Genomic DNA, 14,658 nt, shown 5'->3' with positions numbered 1-14,658 from the left:
GCGTGAAGGTGACTGGTTCCCAGCCGCTTGCCGACCGTTTGCCACCGTCGGCATCGCCTAGAATGGCGCCATGCCGCATTCGCCAGACGTCCCACCACATGCATTGAAGGCCGACAGCTTCGGCCGCATCCTTCGTATGGAGGGCCCCGACGGGCCGTTCGTGCGCCGCGATCTGGGGGCGACGCCGCTGTGGCTGCGCCTGCCGGCGTGGTGGCTGGCCCGGCGCGAAGCGCGCGCGCTGCGCCATATCCACGGCATGGCCGATGTCCCGCAGCTGATCGATTGGGATGGCCGCCACCTGGATCGCAGTTTCATGGCCGGCGATGCCATGTACCAGCGCCCGCCGCGCGGCGACCTCGCCTGGTTCCGCGCCGCGCGGCGCCTGCTGCAGCAGTTGCACCGGCGCGGCGTCGCCCACAACGACCTGGCCAAGGAGGCCAACTGGCTGGTCACCGACGATGGTCGTCCGGCGCTGATCGACTTCCAGCTGGCGGTGATCGGCAATCCGCGCTCGCGCTGGATGCGCCTGCTGGCCCGCGAGGATCTGCGCCATCTGCTCAAGCACAAACGCATGTACTGCCGCGAGTCATTGACGCCGGTGGAGAAGCGCGTGCTCAAGCGCACGTCGTGGGTACGCGAACTGTGGTTCGCCACCGGCAAGCCGGTCTACCGCTTCGTCACACGGCGCATCCTGCACTGGGAAGACAACGAAGGGCAGGGGCCGAAGCCGTGAGACGGTGGAACGTAGTGACCACGCTGCCGAGCGCGGCCAGCGTCCTGCATCCGCAGCTGGCGGGTGCGGGTTTCGTGCATGCCTGCCGCGTCGCCACCCATCGACAGGGGCGCAGTGCACTGCAGGCCTATCGCGACATGGCAGCGACGGTCCCCGCGTGGTTTGACGGGCTGATGGCGCTGCGCAACCAGGGCATGCGCCTGCTCGGGATGAAGGATCTGGGTTCGCTGCGTGCGGTGCAGGCTGCGCAGCATCCGAGTCCCGGGCAGCGGCTCGGCATTTTCACCCTGCAGTCGCTGCACGATGATGCCATCGTGCTGGAGGATGACGACCGGCACCTGCACGTGCAGCTGGCGCTGCAGTGGCAGGGTGACACGCTGGAAGTGGCGACGGTGGTGCATACGCACAACGCGTTCGGGCGCCTGTACATGCTGCCGGTGGACCCGATGCACCGGCTGATCGTGCCGCATCTGCTGCGCAGGCAGGTACGCGCGTACGGGTAGGCCGGGCCCGGCGGCACCCGGCGCCACCGGAGCGCTAGGGCGTTGCCGGCACCAGCTGCTGGCCAATGAAGTTCCGCTTGGCATCGAAGTCATAGCCGATCTGCAGCTGCCCCACATCCGGGCAGGCATGGCAGTCGCGCAGCGGCGTGCGGTACAGCAGGCGGATGCCGCCGCCTTCCAGTGGTGCGGTGCCTGCGGCCTGCGCCGGTGCGAACGGCGTCGCCTGCGGGTTGGCCTTCAGCACTGCCTGCACAGTCGGGTCGGCGCGCAGCGCATCGTCCAGCTGCACCGCATCGACATCGATGCGCTTGCCGCCTGCATCCACCAGGCGCGTGCCTTGGTTGGTGTTGGCGCGGAAGGGATATTCAACCGTGGCCACGCCCAGTCCGTCATGCTCATGCCACGCGCTGACATAGGCCAGTTCGCCGCCGGTGGAAAGCTGCTCGGCGGCGGTGATTGCATCCGAGCTGGCGCCGCCGCTGCGCATCGCATCGCGCAGGCAGTCGCGCGTCGCCGCATCGCCTCCCTGACGGCAGGCGTTGAGGTCGCCGTCCCACACCACCGCCTCGCTCCAGCGCATCCGGCCATCGGTCGCTGCCTTCTCCGCGCTGGGGGTGTCCGTGGCGACAGGTTCCTTGCCGGGCTCGGGCGAGCTGCCCTGGCAGGCGGTCATCAGGGCGAGTGCGAGGGCAGGCAGCAGCAGACGGGAACGGCGCATGGCGTGGACCTCGTGCGTTGACTGGAGCCCCGAGTATCGTCAAGACCGGGTGAACTCCGCGTCGGCGCGGCATACTAGCCGCTCATTGCATACGCTGGAGTCTGGAACGTGGGCAGTCTGCAGGGCAAGACCCTTTTCATCACCGGTGCCTCGCGTGGCATCGGCCTGGCGATCGCGCTGCGTGCCGCGCGCGATGGTGCCAACGTGGCCATCGCGGCCAAGTCGTCGGTGCCGAACCCGAAGTTGCCGGGCACCATCCACAGCGCTGCCGATGCGGTGACTGCGGCCGGCGGCCAGGGCCTGGCGTTGAAATGCGACATCCGCGAGGAAGAGCAGGTGCAGGCGGCCGTCGCCGCTACGGTCGATACCTTCGGTGGCATCGACATCCTGGTCAACAATGCCAGCGCGATCTGGCTGCGCGGCACGCTGGAGACACCGATGAAGCGCTTCGACCTGATGCAGCAGGTCAATGCGCGTGGCAGTTTCCTGTGCGCACAGGCCTGCCTGCCGTACCTGCGGCAGGCCCCGAATCCACACATCCTCACCCTGGCGCCGCCGCCGAGCCTGGAACCGAAGTGGTGGGGCGCGCATACCGGCTACACGCTGGCGAAGATGGGCATGAGCTTCGTCACCCTCGGTCTTGCCGCCGAGTTCGGGCCGCAGGGCGTGGCGGTCAATGCGCTGTGGCCGCGCACGGTGATCGCCACCGACGCCATCAACATGATCCCCGGCGTTGACGCGGCGGGATGCCGCACGCCGCAGATCATGGCCGATGCCGCGCATGCAGTGCTGGTACGCGAAGCCGCGGGTTTCCACGGCCAGTTCCTGATCGATGACGAGGTGCTGGCACAGGCCGGCATCACCGACCTGTCCGGCTACGCGGTGGATCCGTCGCGGCCGCTGCAGCCGGATCTGTTCCTCGACTGATCCGATGCGAGTGTCATGATCGGCCAACTGCGATAGAATTCGCGGCTGTAATCGTTTCCAACAAGGATGTGCGTAGATGCTCCGTCGTACCACTGCAGCGCTGCTCGCTGCGTCGTTGTCGCTTGCCCTGGTCGCCTGTGGTGGCAAGCCGCCCTCCTCGTCCGGCACGTCCGACAACGCCGATGCCGCGCCTACGCAGGATGCCCAGCAGCAGCTGACCGCCAAGCTCAACGCCTATATCGGCTGCTTCAACGCGGTCGATTCCGAGGTGCATGGCAGCGCCCGCTCGTACACGGGATGGATCAAGGATCTGGAGGCCGGTCCGAGCGGACGCGAGACCCGTGTGTACGGACCGAGCGAGATCGACGACTACGACATGAAGCAGTGCGACGCACCGATCACCGAGGCGATCGCGGCCCAGCCCGCGCTGCCGGAACTCGATGCGGCGGCTGGCCGCTACCTGCAGGCGCTCAAGGCACTGGTGCCGGTCAGCCATGAGGCACACGACTACTACGAGCGCCAGGATTACGAGGACGACCAGTTCGCCAAGGGCAAGCAGCTGCACGCGCCGCTGATGGCTGCGTTCAAGGACTTCGCCGGCGCCAGCGAGACGTTCAACACTGAACTGGAACGCCAGAACGATGCTGCCCAGCGCGAGCAGCTCAAGGCGCTGGAACAGGCCGAGGGCCGCACCCGCGAGTACTACCGGTTGGCGATGATGCTGGAAGCGAAAGCGATCATGGACCTGATGGGCGACGACGATTTCGATCCGGCGCAGGCCGATGAACGGCTGCAGGCCTTCAATCGCATTTCCGACGAAGCACATGCCAAGGTGGCCGATCAGGAGCCGGGCAAGCTGGACTGGAACAGCTTCGAGCGCGAAGCCGAGAACTTCCGTCGCGAGGGCAAGGAGCGCCTGCAGCGGGTCAGCAGCAAGACCCCGTACAACGACTTCGAGCGGCGCATGCTGGATTCGCCGTCGATGGCCCCGCGGGGTTCGGCCGGGCGACTGCTGCATGTCTACAACGCGCTGGTGTTCCAGAGCAACCGGCAGTAGATCCGGGTGACAGTCCAGTGTGCCGACGCACTGGTCAGTGCCAGCAATCAGATGCGCTGAGGCGGGAGCGGCGGCAGGCTGCTCACCGCCCCGCGCAGGTACGGGTCAGCGGTTGAAGGCTTCCGGCAGCGCGTTGCCGCAGGCCCGGCAGTGGCGTGCATCCGGTTCGTGGCCTTCCAGCCCGCAGTGCGGGCAGCCCCGGGCATCGCGGCGTGCCGCCAGCTCGGCCTCGCGCATGGTACTGGCCAGTTCGGCGGTGTAGATGCCGGTGGGCACGGCGATGATGCTGTAGCCGATCAGGATCAGCACGGACGTGACGAAGCGGCCGAGCACGGTCTGCGGCACGATGTCGCCGAAGCCGACCGTGGCCATGGTCACCACCGCCCAGTACATGCTGACAGGAATGTTGCTGAAGCCGTTCTCCGGTCCTTCGATTACGTACATCAGCGCGCCGGCGATGATGGTGATGGTGATCACCGTGAACAGGAACACCAGGATCTTCCGCCGGCTGCGCCACAGCGACTGCATCAGCACGCCGCTTTCTTCGATGTAGCGGGTCAGCTTGAGGATGCGGAACACACGCAGGATGCGCAGTGCACGCACCACCAGCAGGCTCTGCGCGCCGGGGATGAACATCGACAGGTACGCGGGCAGGATCGACAGCAGGTCGATGATGCCCCAGACGCTCACGGCATAGCGCAGCGGACGCTTGACCACCGCCAGCCGCAGCAGGTACTCGGCGGTGAAGATGAGGGTGAAGCCCCACTCGAGCACGTACAGGCCGGTGGACCACTCGGCATGCAGGTGCTGCACGCTGTCGATCATCACCACCAGGATGCTGGCGATGATGGTCACCACCAGCAGCAGGTCGAAATTGCGCGAGGGCCGGGTATCGTGCCGGTAGATGATGTCGAACCACTGGCGGCGCCAGCCGGATTCGGTGGCGGGGTTCAGCTGGGGGGCGGAGAACGGTCGCATGGGCGCATTGTGCCGCAGGGGTTCCGGCGCGAGAATGGGCATTCCTGAATCCTGCCGACTGCCATGACCGCCGCGACCGACCCGCTGATCTCCCTTTCGCACTACTACCTGCCGGTCTACAAGCCTCGCCAGGTGGTGCTGGAGCGTGGCCAGGGCGCCCGCGTGTGGGACAGCCAGGGCCGTGAGTTCATCGACCTGGCGGCCGGTATCGCCGTGTGCGGCCTGGGCCACAACGACCCGGATCTGGTGGCGGCGCTGGTCGAGCAGGCCGGCAAGCTCTGGCACACCAGCAACGTGTTCTACAGCGCACCGCCGCTGCACCTGGCGGAAGAGCTGGTGAAGGCCAGCCGCTTCGCCGAGCGCGTGTTCCTGTGCAATTCCGGCGCCGAAGCCAATGAAGTGGCGATCAAGATGGTGCGCAAGTGGGCCTCCAGCCAGGGGCGGCCGGCTGACAAGCGGGTGATCATCACGTTCCGCGGCAGCTTCCACGGCCGCACCCTGGGCGCGGTGACCGCCACCGCCCAGCCGAAGTACCAGGAAGGCTATGAGCCGCTGCCCGGTGGCTTCCGCTACATCGATTTCAACGATGAGGTGCAGCTGGAAACGGCGATGGCCGCGGGCGACGTGGCGGCGGTGATGCTGGAGCCGGTGCAGGGCGAAGGTGGCGTGATGCCGGCCAAGTCCGGTTTCCTCAAGCGCGTGCGCGAGCTGTGCGACCAGCACGGCGCGCTGCTGGTGCTGGATGAGATCCAGGCGGGCATGGGCCGTACCGGCACGCTGTTCGCGCACTGGCAGGATGACGTGGTGCCGGACATGGTCACCCTGGCCAAGGCGCTGGGAGGCGGCTTCCCGATCGGCGCGATGCTGGCCGGCCCGAAGGTCGCCGAGACCATGCAGTTCGGTGCGCACGGCACCACCTTCGGTGGCAATCCGCTGGCTGCTGCCGTCGCCCGCGTTGCGCTGCGCAAACTGTCCTCGCCTGAGATCGCCGCCAATGTCAGCCGCCAGTCGAAGGCGCTGCGCGATGGTTTCGCCCGCATCAGCGAGGAATTCGGTGTGTTCAGTGGCGTACGCGGTCGCGGCCTGATGCTGGGTGCGGTCCTGGCCAAGGACTTCGCCGGGCAGGCCGGTGCCATCCTCGATCACGCGGCCGAACACGGCCTGCTGACCCTGCAGGCCGGTCCGGACGTGCTGCGCTTCGTGCCGTCGTTGAACATCACCGACGAGGAAGTGGCCGAGGGCCTGAAGCGCCTGCGTGCCGCTGTTGCGGCGTTCATCGCCGCGCGCTGAAGCCTTGGCGCTGACCCCGTTGCCGCGGAATCGCTGTAGAGCCGAGCCCATGCTCGGCTCATCTCCACGTCAGGCAACAGCAGCCGAGCATGGGCTCGGCTCTACAGCGGTCACGTGATCCGGTAGCGCTTCAACACCTTGCCCAGCCCACGGCCATCGTGCACCGTTTCCGCGTGCAGCCCAGCGGCGCGTGCGCCGCGCACGTTGGCGAACAGGTCATCGACGAACAGCGTGTGCGCAGGCGCTGCATCCAGCATCTCCAGCGTGCGCAGGAACACCTCCGGCGCCGGTTTGCGCAGGCCGAAATCGGCGCTGCAGAACACGCGACCCAGCAGGGCAGGGAACAGCTCCGGCAGCAGGGAAGGCAACGCCTGCTTCATCAGCGCGCCATTGTTGGTCAGCACCGCCATCGGCAGCTGCAGGGCCTGCAGCCGTTGCAGGACTGCGCGCTGCGGATGGCTCGCGGCTTGCCGCGCTGCGGTCCAGGTGTCCTCGTCGATGGTCCTGTGCAGAAGCTCTCCCAATCGCGCCAGATAGGCAGGGCCGCCCAGCGAGCCATTGTCATGCGCGGCTTCCAGCCCGCTGTCGTACAACGCGGCCTGCACGGCCTGCGTCGGAACCCCCAGCGCCTTCGCCAGATGCAGCACGCGTTGCGCGCGCTGGTAATGCACCAGCACGCCGTCTACATCCAGCAGCAACAGGTCGATCCGCATCGGCCGAGCATGCCATTGCGGCAAGTGTGCGGGAAACCCTGGAGTGGGCATGCGACAGACGGTCGCAGACGCGGCCACAGGGGGCTGCCTAGAATGGCGCTTGAATCCGCAGGAGAGGCAACGATGAAGGCTTGGATGGTGGCAGTGGGACTGGGCGCGCTGATGCTGGCGCCGTCGGCGATGGCGCGGGTGTGTGCGGTGAGCATCGACAGCACCGACCAGATGAGCTTCAGCAGCCGCGAGATCAAGGTCGCCGCCGACTGCACCGCCGTGGACCTGACCCTGCGCCACACTGGCAAGCTGGCCGCCACTGCCATGGGCCACAACTGGGTGCTGACCCGCAGTGCCGATTACCAGCCGGTGGCGATGGCGGGCATGCGCATGACCCTGGCCGACAGCTACCTGCCGAAGGCCGACAAGCGCGTGTTGGCGCACACCAAGGTGATCGGCGGCGGCGAGACCACGCGCGTGCGCTTCTCTACCCAGGGCCTGCAGAAGGGCGGTGACTACACCTTCTTCTGCTCGTTCCCCGGCCACTTCGCGATGATGAAGGGCACGTTCGCCTTTGGTTGACGCCGTTTGCAGCGTCGCACCATGCTCGACTGCTCTTTTCCGCGCTGCGTACGATGAGCCGGGCATGGCTCGGCTCTACACGGTGCGGCAGATCCACGCCATGCGTGGATACGGTGCAAGGCAGTGCCAACCAAGGTCGGCACCTGCCATGGGCAGGGCTCAGCCCTTGGCGGCCTTGAACGCCACGCGTGCAGCGGCCAGCGTCGCTTCGATCACCGCATCGTCGTGCGCACTGGACAGGAAGCCGGCCTCGTACGCCGACGGCGCCAGGAACACGCCCTGGTCCAGCATGGCGTGGAAGAAGCGGTTGAACGCCGGAATGTCACAGGCGGTGGCCTGCGCATAGGTCTCCACCTTCTCGCTGGTGAAGAACAGCCCGAACATCGCCCCGACCCGGGTCGTGGTCACGGCCACTCCGGCGTCTGCGGCCGCAGCTTCCAGGCCCTCGCACAGGCGTGCGGTGCGCTCGGCCAGGTCGGCGTGGAAGCCGGGCTGCTGGACCAGTTCCAGCATTGCCAGGCCGGCCGCCATCGCTACCGGATTGCCGCTGAGCGTGCCGGCCTGGTAGATCGGGCCGGCGGGGGCGATCTGCTGCATCAGGTCGCGGCGACCGCCATAGGCGCCCACCGGCATGCCGCCGCCGATGATCTTGCCGAAGGTGGTCAGGTCCGGCGTGATCCCGTAATGCGCCTGCGCGCCGCCGAGTGCCACGCGGAAGCCGGTCATCACTTCATCGAAGATCAGCAGTGCGCCGTGTTGCGTGCACAGCTTGCGCAGGTGCTGCAGGTAGCCGTCGCGTGGCGGGATGCAGTTGGCGTTGCCCACCACCGGTTCGATGATCAGGCCGGCGATCTCGTTGCCCTGTGCCTCGAACAGTGCGGTGGCGGCCTCGAAGTCGTTGTAGGGCAGGGTCAGGGTGAGTTCGCTCAGGCCTGCCGGAACGCCCGGCGAGGTGGGCACACCGAGGGTCAGCATGCCGCTGCCGGCCTTGACCAGGAACGAGTCGCCATGGCCGTGGTAACACCCTTCGAACTTGACGATGCGGTTGCGCCCGGTGGCACCGCGCGCCAGGCGGATCGCCGACAGCGTCGCTTCGGTGCCGGAGTTGACCATCCGCACCATCTCGCAGGATGGCACCAGGCGGGTGATGGTCTCGGCCATCGTCACTTCGGCGGCGCACGGCGCACCGAACGAGAGGCCCTGTTCGACGGCCTTCTTCACCGCCTGGCGTACGGCCGGATGATTGTGGCCGACGATCATCGGACCCCAGGAACCGACATAGTCGATGTAGCGGTTGCCGTCCACGTCGTACAGGTAGGCGCCATCGGCGCGCTCGACGAAGAAGGGCTCGCCGCCGACCGACTTGAACGCGCGGACCGGCGAATTGACGCCGCCCGGCAGCAAGTGCTGGGCACGGGAGAACAGGGCGTGGGACTGGTCGTGGTTCATCGGGTTTCCTGGGTGTTACCGGAACTGGGCGAGGTAGGCGCGCTGGGTGGCGACCGGGTCCGCTGCGGCGTAGATGCCGCTGACCACGGCCACCAGGTCGGCGCCGGCCTCGATGAGGGGACCGACATTGTCCGGCGTCAGGCCGCCGATCGCCACCCGCGGTACGCCCAGTGCGGCGCTCTGCCGCAGCAGATCGATGTGGGCACGGCTGGTGGTGATCTTGGTGGTGGTCGGAAAGAAGGCGCCGAAGGCCACATAGCTGGCGCCAGCGGCTGCGGCGGCCTCGGCGTTGGCCAGCTGGTCGTAGCAGGAGGCGCCGATGATGGCGTCGGCACCGAGCAGGGCGCGCGCGCTGGCGATGTCGCCGTCGGTACCGCCCAGATGCACGCCGGCTGCGCCCACGGCCCGGGCCAGTACCGGGTCATCATTGACGATCAGCGGCACGCCGTGCTCTGCGCACAGCGCCTGCAGTGCGGTGGCCTGTTCCAGCCGCAGCGCGTCGCTGGCGGTCTTGTTGCGGTACTGCAGCCAGGTGGCGCCGGCGGCCAGCAAGGGCGCGGTGCGGGCCAGCAGGCGTGCGGTGTCGGGCTCATCCGGGGTGATGAGGTAGACGCCACGGGGCGCCGGGAAAGCAGAGGTCATCGATGGCTACCGGTGAGTGGACCGCGATGGGACAATGGCGGCCCGTGAATTCAACCCCGATTATCCGATGAGCGACGCCACCCCCACCACCCTGCGTACCTGGATGTGCGTGGTCTGCGGCTTCCTTTACCACGAGGCCGACGGCCTGCCGGAAGAGGGCATTGCGCCGGGCACGCGCTGGGAAGACATTCCGGACACCTGGACCTGCCCGGACTGCGGCGTTACCAAGGCCGATTTCGAGATGGTCGAGGTCGATTGACGGAAGTGGGGCGGGCCGCAGGTCCGCGCACCGGCCGCCTCAATGCAGCCGTGGCATCGGCCCGCCCAGATCGATCAGCTTCTCGCGCAGCCACTGCGCGTCGCTGGCCTCGGGATTGCGCTTGAGGTACTGCCCCAGATCGTGCCGGGCTCCCGTCAGGTACTCCAGCTGCAGGTAGGCCAGGCCCCGGTCGCGCAGGGCGTCGTCCTGCTCCGGCGCCAGCTTCAGCAGGCGGTCGGCACTGCGCGCGGCACGGTCCCATTCACCGGCCTCGGCATACACGCCGTGCAGGTTGCGCAGCATCCGCATCAGGATCGCGCGGGACGGTGCCGGATCGAGAATCTGCGCCAGCACCTGGTCGTCGGGCATCTGCCCGCCCAGATGTGACTTTGCGCGCTCCCGCAGTTCGTCCACATCCAGCGGCCGACCGCCGTTGAACGGGTCCATCACCAGGACACCGTCATCCACCGGCAGGCGCACCAGGAAGTGGCCGGGGAAGGACACGCCGTCCAGCGGAATGCCCAGCCGCCGCGCGACCTCCATCTGTACCAGCGCCAGCGAGATCGGATTGCCGAGCCTGCGCTCGAATACCTGGTTGAGATAACTGTTGCGCGGATCGTAATACTCGTCGTGGTCGCCGCTGTAGCCCAGTTCGTCGAACAGGTGGCGATTGATCGCGGCCATTTTCAGCGGACTGCGCTCGATGCTGTCCACTTCGGCGCGAAGGTGGTCGACATGGCTCTGGATCAGCGCGTCGTAGGTGGACGGCTGCAGATCCGGATATTCATCGCGCGCGATCAGCAGCGCGGTCGGCAACAACGGCAGCGCCTCGTCTTCGAGGTCGGCCAGTGCATCCCAGTCGGGGAGTGTGATCCGGTCCGGCATGGTCACAGACTGGCGGCAATCGCAGACGGATTCAAGCGGTGTGGCGTGAAAAATCCAGGGGGCAGATCCCGTCCGCGTGCGAAAGGGATCCGACCCCGACCGGGGTGCCGGCCGGCCGCCGGGCCCCGTGGGCCTACTTCTCGATGCCCGGGCCGAAGGTCAGTTCGGTACCATCCTTCAGCTTGAGCTTCTCGGCCTGGCCGGCGTTGAGTTCCAGCACGTACCGGGCCGGGCCGCCGCTGGGATAGGGCGGGCACATGTCGCCGGCCGAGCAGGGCGGCACGTCGCGCTGCTGGCTCACCAGCCTGCGCTGGCTGTCGAAGTACAGGATGTCCAGCGCGATCTTGGTGTTCTTCATCCAGTACGCCTGCATTTCCTCGCGGTCATGGATGAACAGCATGCCGTGGTCAACGGGCATCTGGTCGCGGAACATCAGCCCGCGTGCACGGGTCTCGTCATTGGTTGCCAGCTCCACGTGGTAGCGGGCGCCGTCCAGTTCGACCCAGTGACGGGCCGCATCGGTGGCACAGCCGGCCAGGGCCAGCAAGGGAAGCATCAGCAGCGAACGCAGCAGCGACATCGTCAGGATCCTTCGCGTGAGGGTCAGAGCACGACCGGCGGTTCGCCGCCGATGATCACCACGTCGGCACGGCGACGGGCAAACAGGCCGACGCAGACCACGCCCGGCAGCTGGTTGAGTTCGCGCTCGAGCTTTTCCGGATCGGTGATCTGCAGGTTGTGGATGTCCAGGATCTGGTTGCCGTTGTCGGTGACCACGCCCTCGCGCCAGGTCGGCTGGCCCCCGGTCATGTCGCGGATCTGCCGGGCCACCAGGCTGCGTGCCATCGGAATCACTTCCACCGGCAGCGGGAACCTGCCCAGCACCGGGACCTGCTTGCTCGGGTCGACGATGCAGACGAAGCGCTCGCTGGCCTCGGCAATGATCTTCTCGCGGGTCAGTGCAGCGCCACCGCCCTTGATCAGGCACTTGCCAGGATCGCACTCGTCGGCGCCGTCGACGTACAGCGACAGGTTGCCGGTGTGGTTCAGCTCGATCACCTCGATCCCGTGCTGCTTCAGGCGCGCGGTGCTCTGTTCCGAGCTGGACACCGCACCCTTGATGCGATGCTGGATGCGCGCCAGCGCATCGATGAAATAGGCGACGGTGGAACCGGTGCCGACACCGACGATCATGCCGTCTTCGACGTACTCGATGGCTTTCTCGGCGGCCAGGCGCTTGGCTTCGGACATGGGAGCAACTCTCAGCAGGGAATCAGGATTTCTTTTCCAGCGACAGCAGCAGCTTCCACTGCGCGGCGGTCACCGGGAACACCGACAGGCGGTTGCCCTTGGCAACCAGCGGGAAGCCCTCGCCCAGCGCTTCAGCGTGCAGCTTGATCTCGTCCAGCGCGATCACCTGCCTGAGCTTGCGGTCGAAGGCCACGTCCACCAGCATCCAGCGCGGGTTCTCGCGCGTGCTTTTCGGGTCGTGGTAGTCGGATTTCGGGTCGAACTGGGTATCGTCCGGGTAGGCCGGGCTGGCGACCGTGGCCAGGCCGACGATGCCGGGGACCTTGGTATTGGAGTGGTAGAACAGGATGCCGTCGCCGACCTGCATGCCATCGCGCATGAAGTTGCGCGCCTGGTAGTTGCGTACCCCGTTCCACGGCTCGACCTTGACCCGGGCCAGGTCATCGATGGAGAAGGCGTCCGGCTCGGACTTCATCAGCCAATAGCGCTTGCGGGCGGTCATGCGTTCACGGGGGCAGCGGAGGGGAACAGGGTGCCGGCTTCGGTGCAGATCGCATCCACCGGCACGTCCCACGACGCCACCGGCAAGGACTCGACCTGCTGCACCGCGAAGGCAGCACCGACCAGCCAGGGCGGCGCCGGCCGGTCGTGGCGGAAGGCGAAGCTGCGATCATACCAGCCGCCCCCCATGCCCAGCCGCCGGCACTGTGTGTCGAAACCCACCAGCGGGGTCACTACCAGCGCCATCTGCGCCGGTTCCAGCGTGTCTTCCACGGCCACGTCCGGTTCCGGAATGCCGTAGCGGTTGCGGGTCAGGGGCTGACCGGGCCGCCAGGGCGCGAAGCGCAGCGTGTCGCCGGCCAGCACCGGCAGGCAGTAGGTGAGTCCATCGGGCAGCTGCAGCTGCCAGCGATGCAGCGCGATCTCACCGTCCAGCGCCCAATAGCCGGCAACGTGGCCGTGAAGCGGCGCAAACGGCAACGCCAGCAGCCCATCGGCAAGGACATCGGCGGCGGCGATGCGCTCGCTGGCGGAAAGGTCGCGGCGGCGTTGCCGCAGGTCGTGGCGCAGGGCCTGGCGCGGGTCGGTCATGGCAGCGTGCGGCAAGGAACAGCCGTCATTGTGCCGGAAAGAACAAGGGCGACGCCCGAAGACGCCGCCCTTGCTGGAATATTGCATTCTCCGCAATGTCGATGCATGCGAAACGACCTTGAACCCGGGGGCTCAAGTGGGAACGCTGGAGAACCATCGGGCTTCCCGCTACAAGGCGGACCTGCACTCCCGGCGCTGTCGCGCTCCCGGTGTCGTTCTTAAGGGACAAGGCGAATGTTTGCACATGCCGTCGAGTACCGCAGAGAACGCAGGGCCATTATAGCGGCCGGTCCTGATCTGGATAGGCCGTTCGTCGGCAACAGTCCGTGCCAATTCAGAAATGAGAAGACGCGTGTCGCGCGATCTGTCAGGGATTGCCGTCGATGGCGCGGTCCAGCCGCCGGTTCAGGTCGGCCAGCGTCTGCTGCAGGGCCACGGCCTGGCGGGCGTTCTCGTCACGCAGCAGCTGCAGTTCATGGGCCAGGTTCAGTGCCGCCAGGACCGCGATGCGGTCGACCGCCGCCATGCGGTTGCTGCCGCGGATCTCGCGCATCCGTGCGTCGAGCAGGCGCGCGGCCGCCATCAGGCTGTCGCGTTCATCGGCACCCACGCCGACGGTGTACTCGCGGTCGAGGATGCGGACGCTGACCGGTTCGGCGCTCATGTGTGCTGCTCCAGGGATTTGAGCCGGCTGATCATCGCTTCCACCCGCGAGCGCGCCTGTTCGTTCTTGGCCAGCAGCGTCGAGCGCTCGGCGACCAGCTGTTCCTGCTGGTGGCGCAGGCTGCGGTTCTCTTCGGCCAGGCGCTGGTTGCGTTCAAGCAACGCTTCCACGCGGGCGGCGAAGTCCTGCAGCTGGGCAAGGGGATCGGCGGGTTCCATGCAGGCACGATAGGCAAGCCGGGTCAGGACGGTCAAGCGCTGTCGCAGGAGGCCCGGATGGCCACGGGGAGGTCGCTATCGGGTTGCTACACTACAGGGCTCACGGGCGCGCGCGTGCGCGCTCGGGGTTTCCTTCTCCGAACGAGCCGCACGATGACCGAACTTCCCTCCGTCGACGACGTTTCCCGCGCCAGCCAGGACCTGGGCCTGGGCGCCACCGCTGCCGAGCTGCATGGCGGCCTGTGCGGCTGGCTGGCCGCCGGTGGAGCTCCCGGCAACGACTGGCCGGCGCGTGTGCTGGCCGACGACAGCCTGCCGCCGGTGGCGGCCGACAGCGCCCTCGGGCAGTTGTTGCAGGCCACCATCAAGCAGCTGGAGGACCGCGATTTCGCGTTCGAGCTGCTGCTGAGCGACAGCGAGGACGTCGCTGCGCAGGCTGACGCCATGTTCAGCTGGACCCGCGCCTTCCTGGGTGGATTCGGACTGGGCAGTGGCGGCCGTCGTCCGGCCCTGTCCGAAGAGGGCGAAGAGGCGCTGACCGACATGGCCAGCCTGGCGCGTGCTTCCAGCGAGGATTTCGAGGCGGGTGGCGAGGACGACGATGAGGCGCTGTCGGAGATCGAGGAATTCATCCGCGTGGCGGTGCTGCTGCTGCACGGCGATGTGGTGCTGGCCGCGCGCCACCGGCAGCGCCTGAACTGATGGA

20 protein-coding genes and 1 other RNA gene are annotated in these 14,658 nt (G+C 67.4%); 8 read left to right on the top strand and 13 right to left on the bottom strand.

Annotated elements, in window-relative coordinates; translation table 11 throughout:
- Positions 1-70 precede the first annotated feature (70 nt).
- Both ACZLIF_RS16905 and ACZLIF_RS16900 read left to right on the top strand, forming a co-directional pair.
- Complete coding sequence (locus ACZLIF_RS16905) at positions 71-733, top strand: serine/threonine-protein kinase (protein WP_111186793.1); 663 nt, start codon at positions 71-73, stop codon at positions 731-733.
- Positions 734-747: 14 nt separating this feature from the next.
- Positions 748-1,236 carry a DUF2867 domain-containing protein gene (locus tag ACZLIF_RS16900; RefSeq protein WP_414487636.1) on the top strand — a complete coding sequence of 163 codons (489 nt, stop codon included), beginning with the start codon at positions 748-750 and terminating at the stop codon, positions 1,234-1,236.
- 34 nt (positions 1,237-1,270) lie between these two features.
- Here ACZLIF_RS16900 and ACZLIF_RS16895 read toward each other — a convergent pair whose 3' ends face one another.
- Positions 1,271-1,954, bottom strand: coding sequence for a hypothetical protein (locus tag ACZLIF_RS16895; protein WP_111186792.1), 684 nt, complete (start codon positions 1,952-1,954; stop codon positions 1,271-1,273).
- A gap of 108 nt (positions 1,955-2,062) precedes the next feature.
- Here ACZLIF_RS16895 and ACZLIF_RS16890 point away from each other — a divergent pair, with 108 nt between their 5' ends.
- Both ACZLIF_RS16890 and ACZLIF_RS16885 read left to right on the top strand, forming a co-directional pair.
- Positions 2,063-2,881 carry an SDR family oxidoreductase gene (locus tag ACZLIF_RS16890; protein ID WP_128988543.1) on the top strand — a complete coding sequence of 273 codons (819 nt, stop codon included), beginning with the start codon at positions 2,063-2,065 and terminating at the stop codon, positions 2,879-2,881.
- A gap of 76 nt (positions 2,882-2,957) precedes the next feature.
- Positions 2,958-3,938: a YiiG family protein gene (locus ACZLIF_RS16885; protein ID WP_128988541.1), complete on the top strand. Its 981-nt coding sequence runs from the start codon at positions 2,958-2,960 to the stop codon at positions 3,936-3,938.
- A 105-nt stretch (positions 3,939-4,043) separates the two neighbouring features.
- Here the strand turns inward: ACZLIF_RS16885 and ACZLIF_RS16880 are convergent, their stop codons facing one another.
- Positions 4,044-4,916, bottom strand: a complete 873-nt coding sequence (locus ACZLIF_RS16880) for an ion transporter (RefSeq protein ID WP_128988551.1) — start codon at positions 4,914-4,916, stop codon at positions 4,044-4,046.
- A 63-nt stretch (positions 4,917-4,979) separates the two neighbouring features.
- Between ACZLIF_RS16880 and ACZLIF_RS16875 the strand changes: the two genes are divergently transcribed.
- Complete coding sequence (locus ACZLIF_RS16875) at positions 4,980-6,206, top strand: acetylornithine transaminase (protein WP_065175082.1); 1,227 nt, start codon at positions 4,980-4,982, stop codon at positions 6,204-6,206.
- A 110-nt stretch (positions 6,207-6,316) separates the two neighbouring features.
- Here the strand turns inward: ACZLIF_RS16875 and ACZLIF_RS16870 are convergent, their stop codons facing one another.
- On the bottom strand, positions 6,317-6,919 hold the full coding sequence (locus ACZLIF_RS16870) for an HAD-IA family hydrolase (RefSeq protein WP_128988539.1): 603 nt from the start codon (positions 6,917-6,919) through the stop codon (positions 6,317-6,319).
- Between the two features lie 123 nt (positions 6,920-7,042).
- Between ACZLIF_RS16870 and azu the strand changes: the two genes are divergently transcribed.
- A complete protein-coding gene (gene azu / locus ACZLIF_RS16865; RefSeq protein ID WP_128988537.1) occupies positions 7,043-7,492 on the top strand; it encodes an azurin in 450 nt (149 codons plus the stop codon).
- A 159-nt stretch (positions 7,493-7,651) separates the two neighbouring features.
- On the opposite strand, the gene hemL is transcribed toward azu, so the two are convergent.
- Both hemL and thiE read right to left on the bottom strand, forming a co-directional pair.
- A complete protein-coding gene (hemL, locus tag ACZLIF_RS16860; protein WP_128988535.1) occupies positions 7,652-8,941 on the bottom strand; it encodes a glutamate-1-semialdehyde 2,1-aminomutase in 1,290 nt (429 codons plus the stop codon).
- A gap of 15 nt (positions 8,942-8,956) precedes the next feature.
- Positions 8,957-9,583, bottom strand: coding sequence for a thiamine phosphate synthase (gene thiE / locus ACZLIF_RS16855; protein WP_128988533.1), 627 nt, complete (start codon positions 9,581-9,583; stop codon positions 8,957-8,959).
- A gap of 34 nt (positions 9,584-9,617) precedes the next feature.
- On the opposite strand from thiE, the gene ACZLIF_RS16850 reads away from it, so the two are divergent.
- On the top strand, positions 9,618-9,842 hold the full coding sequence (locus ACZLIF_RS16850) for a rubredoxin (protein WP_053519835.1): 225 nt from the start codon (positions 9,618-9,620) through the stop codon (positions 9,840-9,842).
- Between the two features lie 39 nt (positions 9,843-9,881).
- Here the strand turns inward: ACZLIF_RS16850 and ACZLIF_RS16845 are convergent, their stop codons facing one another.
- From ACZLIF_RS16845 to ACZLIF_RS16810, 8 genes are all read right to left on the bottom strand, one after another.
- On the bottom strand, positions 9,882-10,727 hold the full coding sequence (locus ACZLIF_RS16845; protein ID WP_053519834.1) for a SirB1 family protein: 846 nt from the start codon (positions 10,725-10,727) through the stop codon (positions 9,882-9,884).
- 133 nt (positions 10,728-10,860) lie between these two features.
- On the bottom strand, positions 10,861-11,307 hold the full coding sequence (locus ACZLIF_RS16840; RefSeq protein ID WP_053519833.1) for a DUF192 domain-containing protein: 447 nt from the start codon (positions 11,305-11,307) through the stop codon (positions 10,861-10,863).
- 23 nt (positions 11,308-11,330) lie between these two features.
- A complete protein-coding gene (gene rpiA, locus ACZLIF_RS16835; RefSeq protein ID WP_065175077.1) occupies positions 11,331-11,978 on the bottom strand; it encodes a ribose-5-phosphate isomerase RpiA in 648 nt (215 codons plus the stop codon).
- A 22-nt stretch (positions 11,979-12,000) separates the two neighbouring features.
- A complete protein-coding gene (locus tag ACZLIF_RS16830; protein ID WP_053519831.1) occupies positions 12,001-12,480 on the bottom strand; it encodes an EVE domain-containing protein in 480 nt (159 codons plus the stop codon).
- Complete coding sequence (locus ACZLIF_RS16825) at positions 12,477-13,070, bottom strand: 5-formyltetrahydrofolate cyclo-ligase (RefSeq protein ID WP_128988532.1); 594 nt, start codon at positions 13,068-13,070, stop codon at positions 12,477-12,479. Before ACZLIF_RS16825 ends, ACZLIF_RS16830 begins: the two co-directional genes overlap by 4 nt.
- A gap of 83 nt (positions 13,071-13,153) precedes the next feature.
- A non-coding RNA gene (ssrS, locus tag ACZLIF_RS16820) (6S RNA) lies at positions 13,154-13,339 on the bottom strand.
- A 98-nt stretch (positions 13,340-13,437) separates the two neighbouring features.
- Positions 13,438-13,734 carry a cell division protein ZapA gene (locus ACZLIF_RS16815; protein WP_053519829.1) on the bottom strand — a complete coding sequence of 99 codons (297 nt, stop codon included), beginning with the start codon at positions 13,732-13,734 and terminating at the stop codon, positions 13,438-13,440.
- Positions 13,731-13,952 (bottom strand): TIGR02449 family protein, encoded by a 222-nt coding sequence (locus ACZLIF_RS16810; RefSeq protein ID WP_005410898.1) that lies wholly within the window; start codon positions 13,950-13,952, stop codon positions 13,731-13,733. Before ACZLIF_RS16810 ends, ACZLIF_RS16815 begins: the two co-directional genes overlap by 4 nt.
- A 153-nt stretch (positions 13,953-14,105) precedes the next feature.
- On the opposite strand from ACZLIF_RS16810, the gene ACZLIF_RS16805 reads away from it, so the two are divergent.
- Positions 14,106-14,654 (top strand): UPF0149 family protein, encoded by a 549-nt coding sequence (locus tag ACZLIF_RS16805; protein WP_053519828.1) that lies wholly within the window; start codon positions 14,106-14,108, stop codon positions 14,652-14,654.
- Positions 14,655-14,658: the final 4 nt, after the last annotated feature.

The sequence above is a fragment of the Stenotrophomonas sp. 2201_Sma genome (genome assembly GCF_056486685.1).
The sequence above is the reverse complement of the archived record's forward strand: the minus strand, read 5'-3'. Positions and strand labels throughout refer to the sequence as shown.

Excerpts from the sequence above, each read along its gene's own strand:
- ACZLIF_RS16880 (WP_128988551.1), bottom strand. The coding sequence starts at position 4,916 with ATGCGACCGTTCTCCGCCCCCCAGCTGAACCCCGCCACCGAATCCGGC.
- ACZLIF_RS16825 (WP_128988532.1), bottom strand. The coding sequence starts at position 13,070 with ATGACCGACCCGCGCCAGGCCCTGCGCCACGACCTGCGGCAACGCCGC.
- ACZLIF_RS16810 (WP_005410898.1), bottom strand. The coding sequence starts at position 13,952 with ATGGAACCCGCCGATCCCCTTGCCCAGCTGCAGGACTTCGCCGCCCGC.
- ACZLIF_RS16815 (WP_053519829.1), bottom strand. The coding sequence starts at position 13,734 with ATGAGCGCCGAACCGGTCAGCGTCCGCATCCTCGACCGCGAGTACACC.
- rpiA (WP_065175077.1), bottom strand. The coding sequence starts at position 11,978 with ATGTCCGAAGCCAAGCGCCTGGCCGCCGAGAAAGCCATCGAGTACGTC.
- azu (WP_128988537.1), top strand. The coding sequence starts at position 7,043 with ATGAAGGCTTGGATGGTGGCAGTGGGACTGGGCGCGCTGATGCTGGCG.
- ACZLIF_RS16830 (WP_053519831.1), bottom strand. The coding sequence starts at position 12,480 with ATGACCGCCCGCAAGCGCTATTGGCTGATGAAGTCCGAGCCGGACGCC.
- hemL (WP_128988535.1), bottom strand. The coding sequence starts at position 8,941 with ATGAACCACGACCAGTCCCACGCCCTGTTCTCCCGTGCCCAGCACTTG.
- ACZLIF_RS16840 (WP_053519833.1), bottom strand. The coding sequence starts at position 11,307 with ATGTCGCTGCTGCGTTCGCTGCTGATGCTTCCCTTGCTGGCCCTGGCC.
- thiE (WP_128988533.1), bottom strand. The coding sequence starts at position 9,583 with ATGACCTCTGCTTTCCCGGCGCCCCGTGGCGTCTACCTCATCACCCCG.
- ACZLIF_RS16870 (WP_128988539.1), bottom strand. The coding sequence starts at position 6,919 with ATGCGGATCGACCTGTTGCTGCTGGATGTAGACGGCGTGCTGGTGCAT.
- ACZLIF_RS16885 (WP_128988541.1), top strand. The coding sequence starts at position 2,958 with ATGCTCCGTCGTACCACTGCAGCGCTGCTCGCTGCGTCGTTGTCGCTT.
- ACZLIF_RS16905 (WP_111186793.1), top strand. The coding sequence starts at position 71 with ATGCCGCATTCGCCAGACGTCCCACCACATGCATTGAAGGCCGACAGC.
- ACZLIF_RS16895 (WP_111186792.1), bottom strand. The coding sequence starts at position 1,954 with ATGCGCCGTTCCCGTCTGCTGCTGCCTGCCCTCGCACTCGCCCTGATG.
- ACZLIF_RS16850 (WP_053519835.1), top strand. The coding sequence starts at position 9,618 with ATGGCGGCCCGTGAATTCAACCCCGATTATCCGATGAGCGACGCCACC.
- ACZLIF_RS16805 (WP_053519828.1), top strand. The coding sequence starts at position 14,106 with ATGACCGAACTTCCCTCCGTCGACGACGTTTCCCGCGCCAGCCAGGAC.
- ACZLIF_RS16845 (WP_053519834.1), bottom strand. The coding sequence starts at position 10,727 with ATGCCGGACCGGATCACACTCCCCGACTGGGATGCACTGGCCGACCTC.
- ACZLIF_RS16875 (WP_065175082.1), top strand. The coding sequence starts at position 4,980 with ATGACCGCCGCGACCGACCCGCTGATCTCCCTTTCGCACTACTACCTG.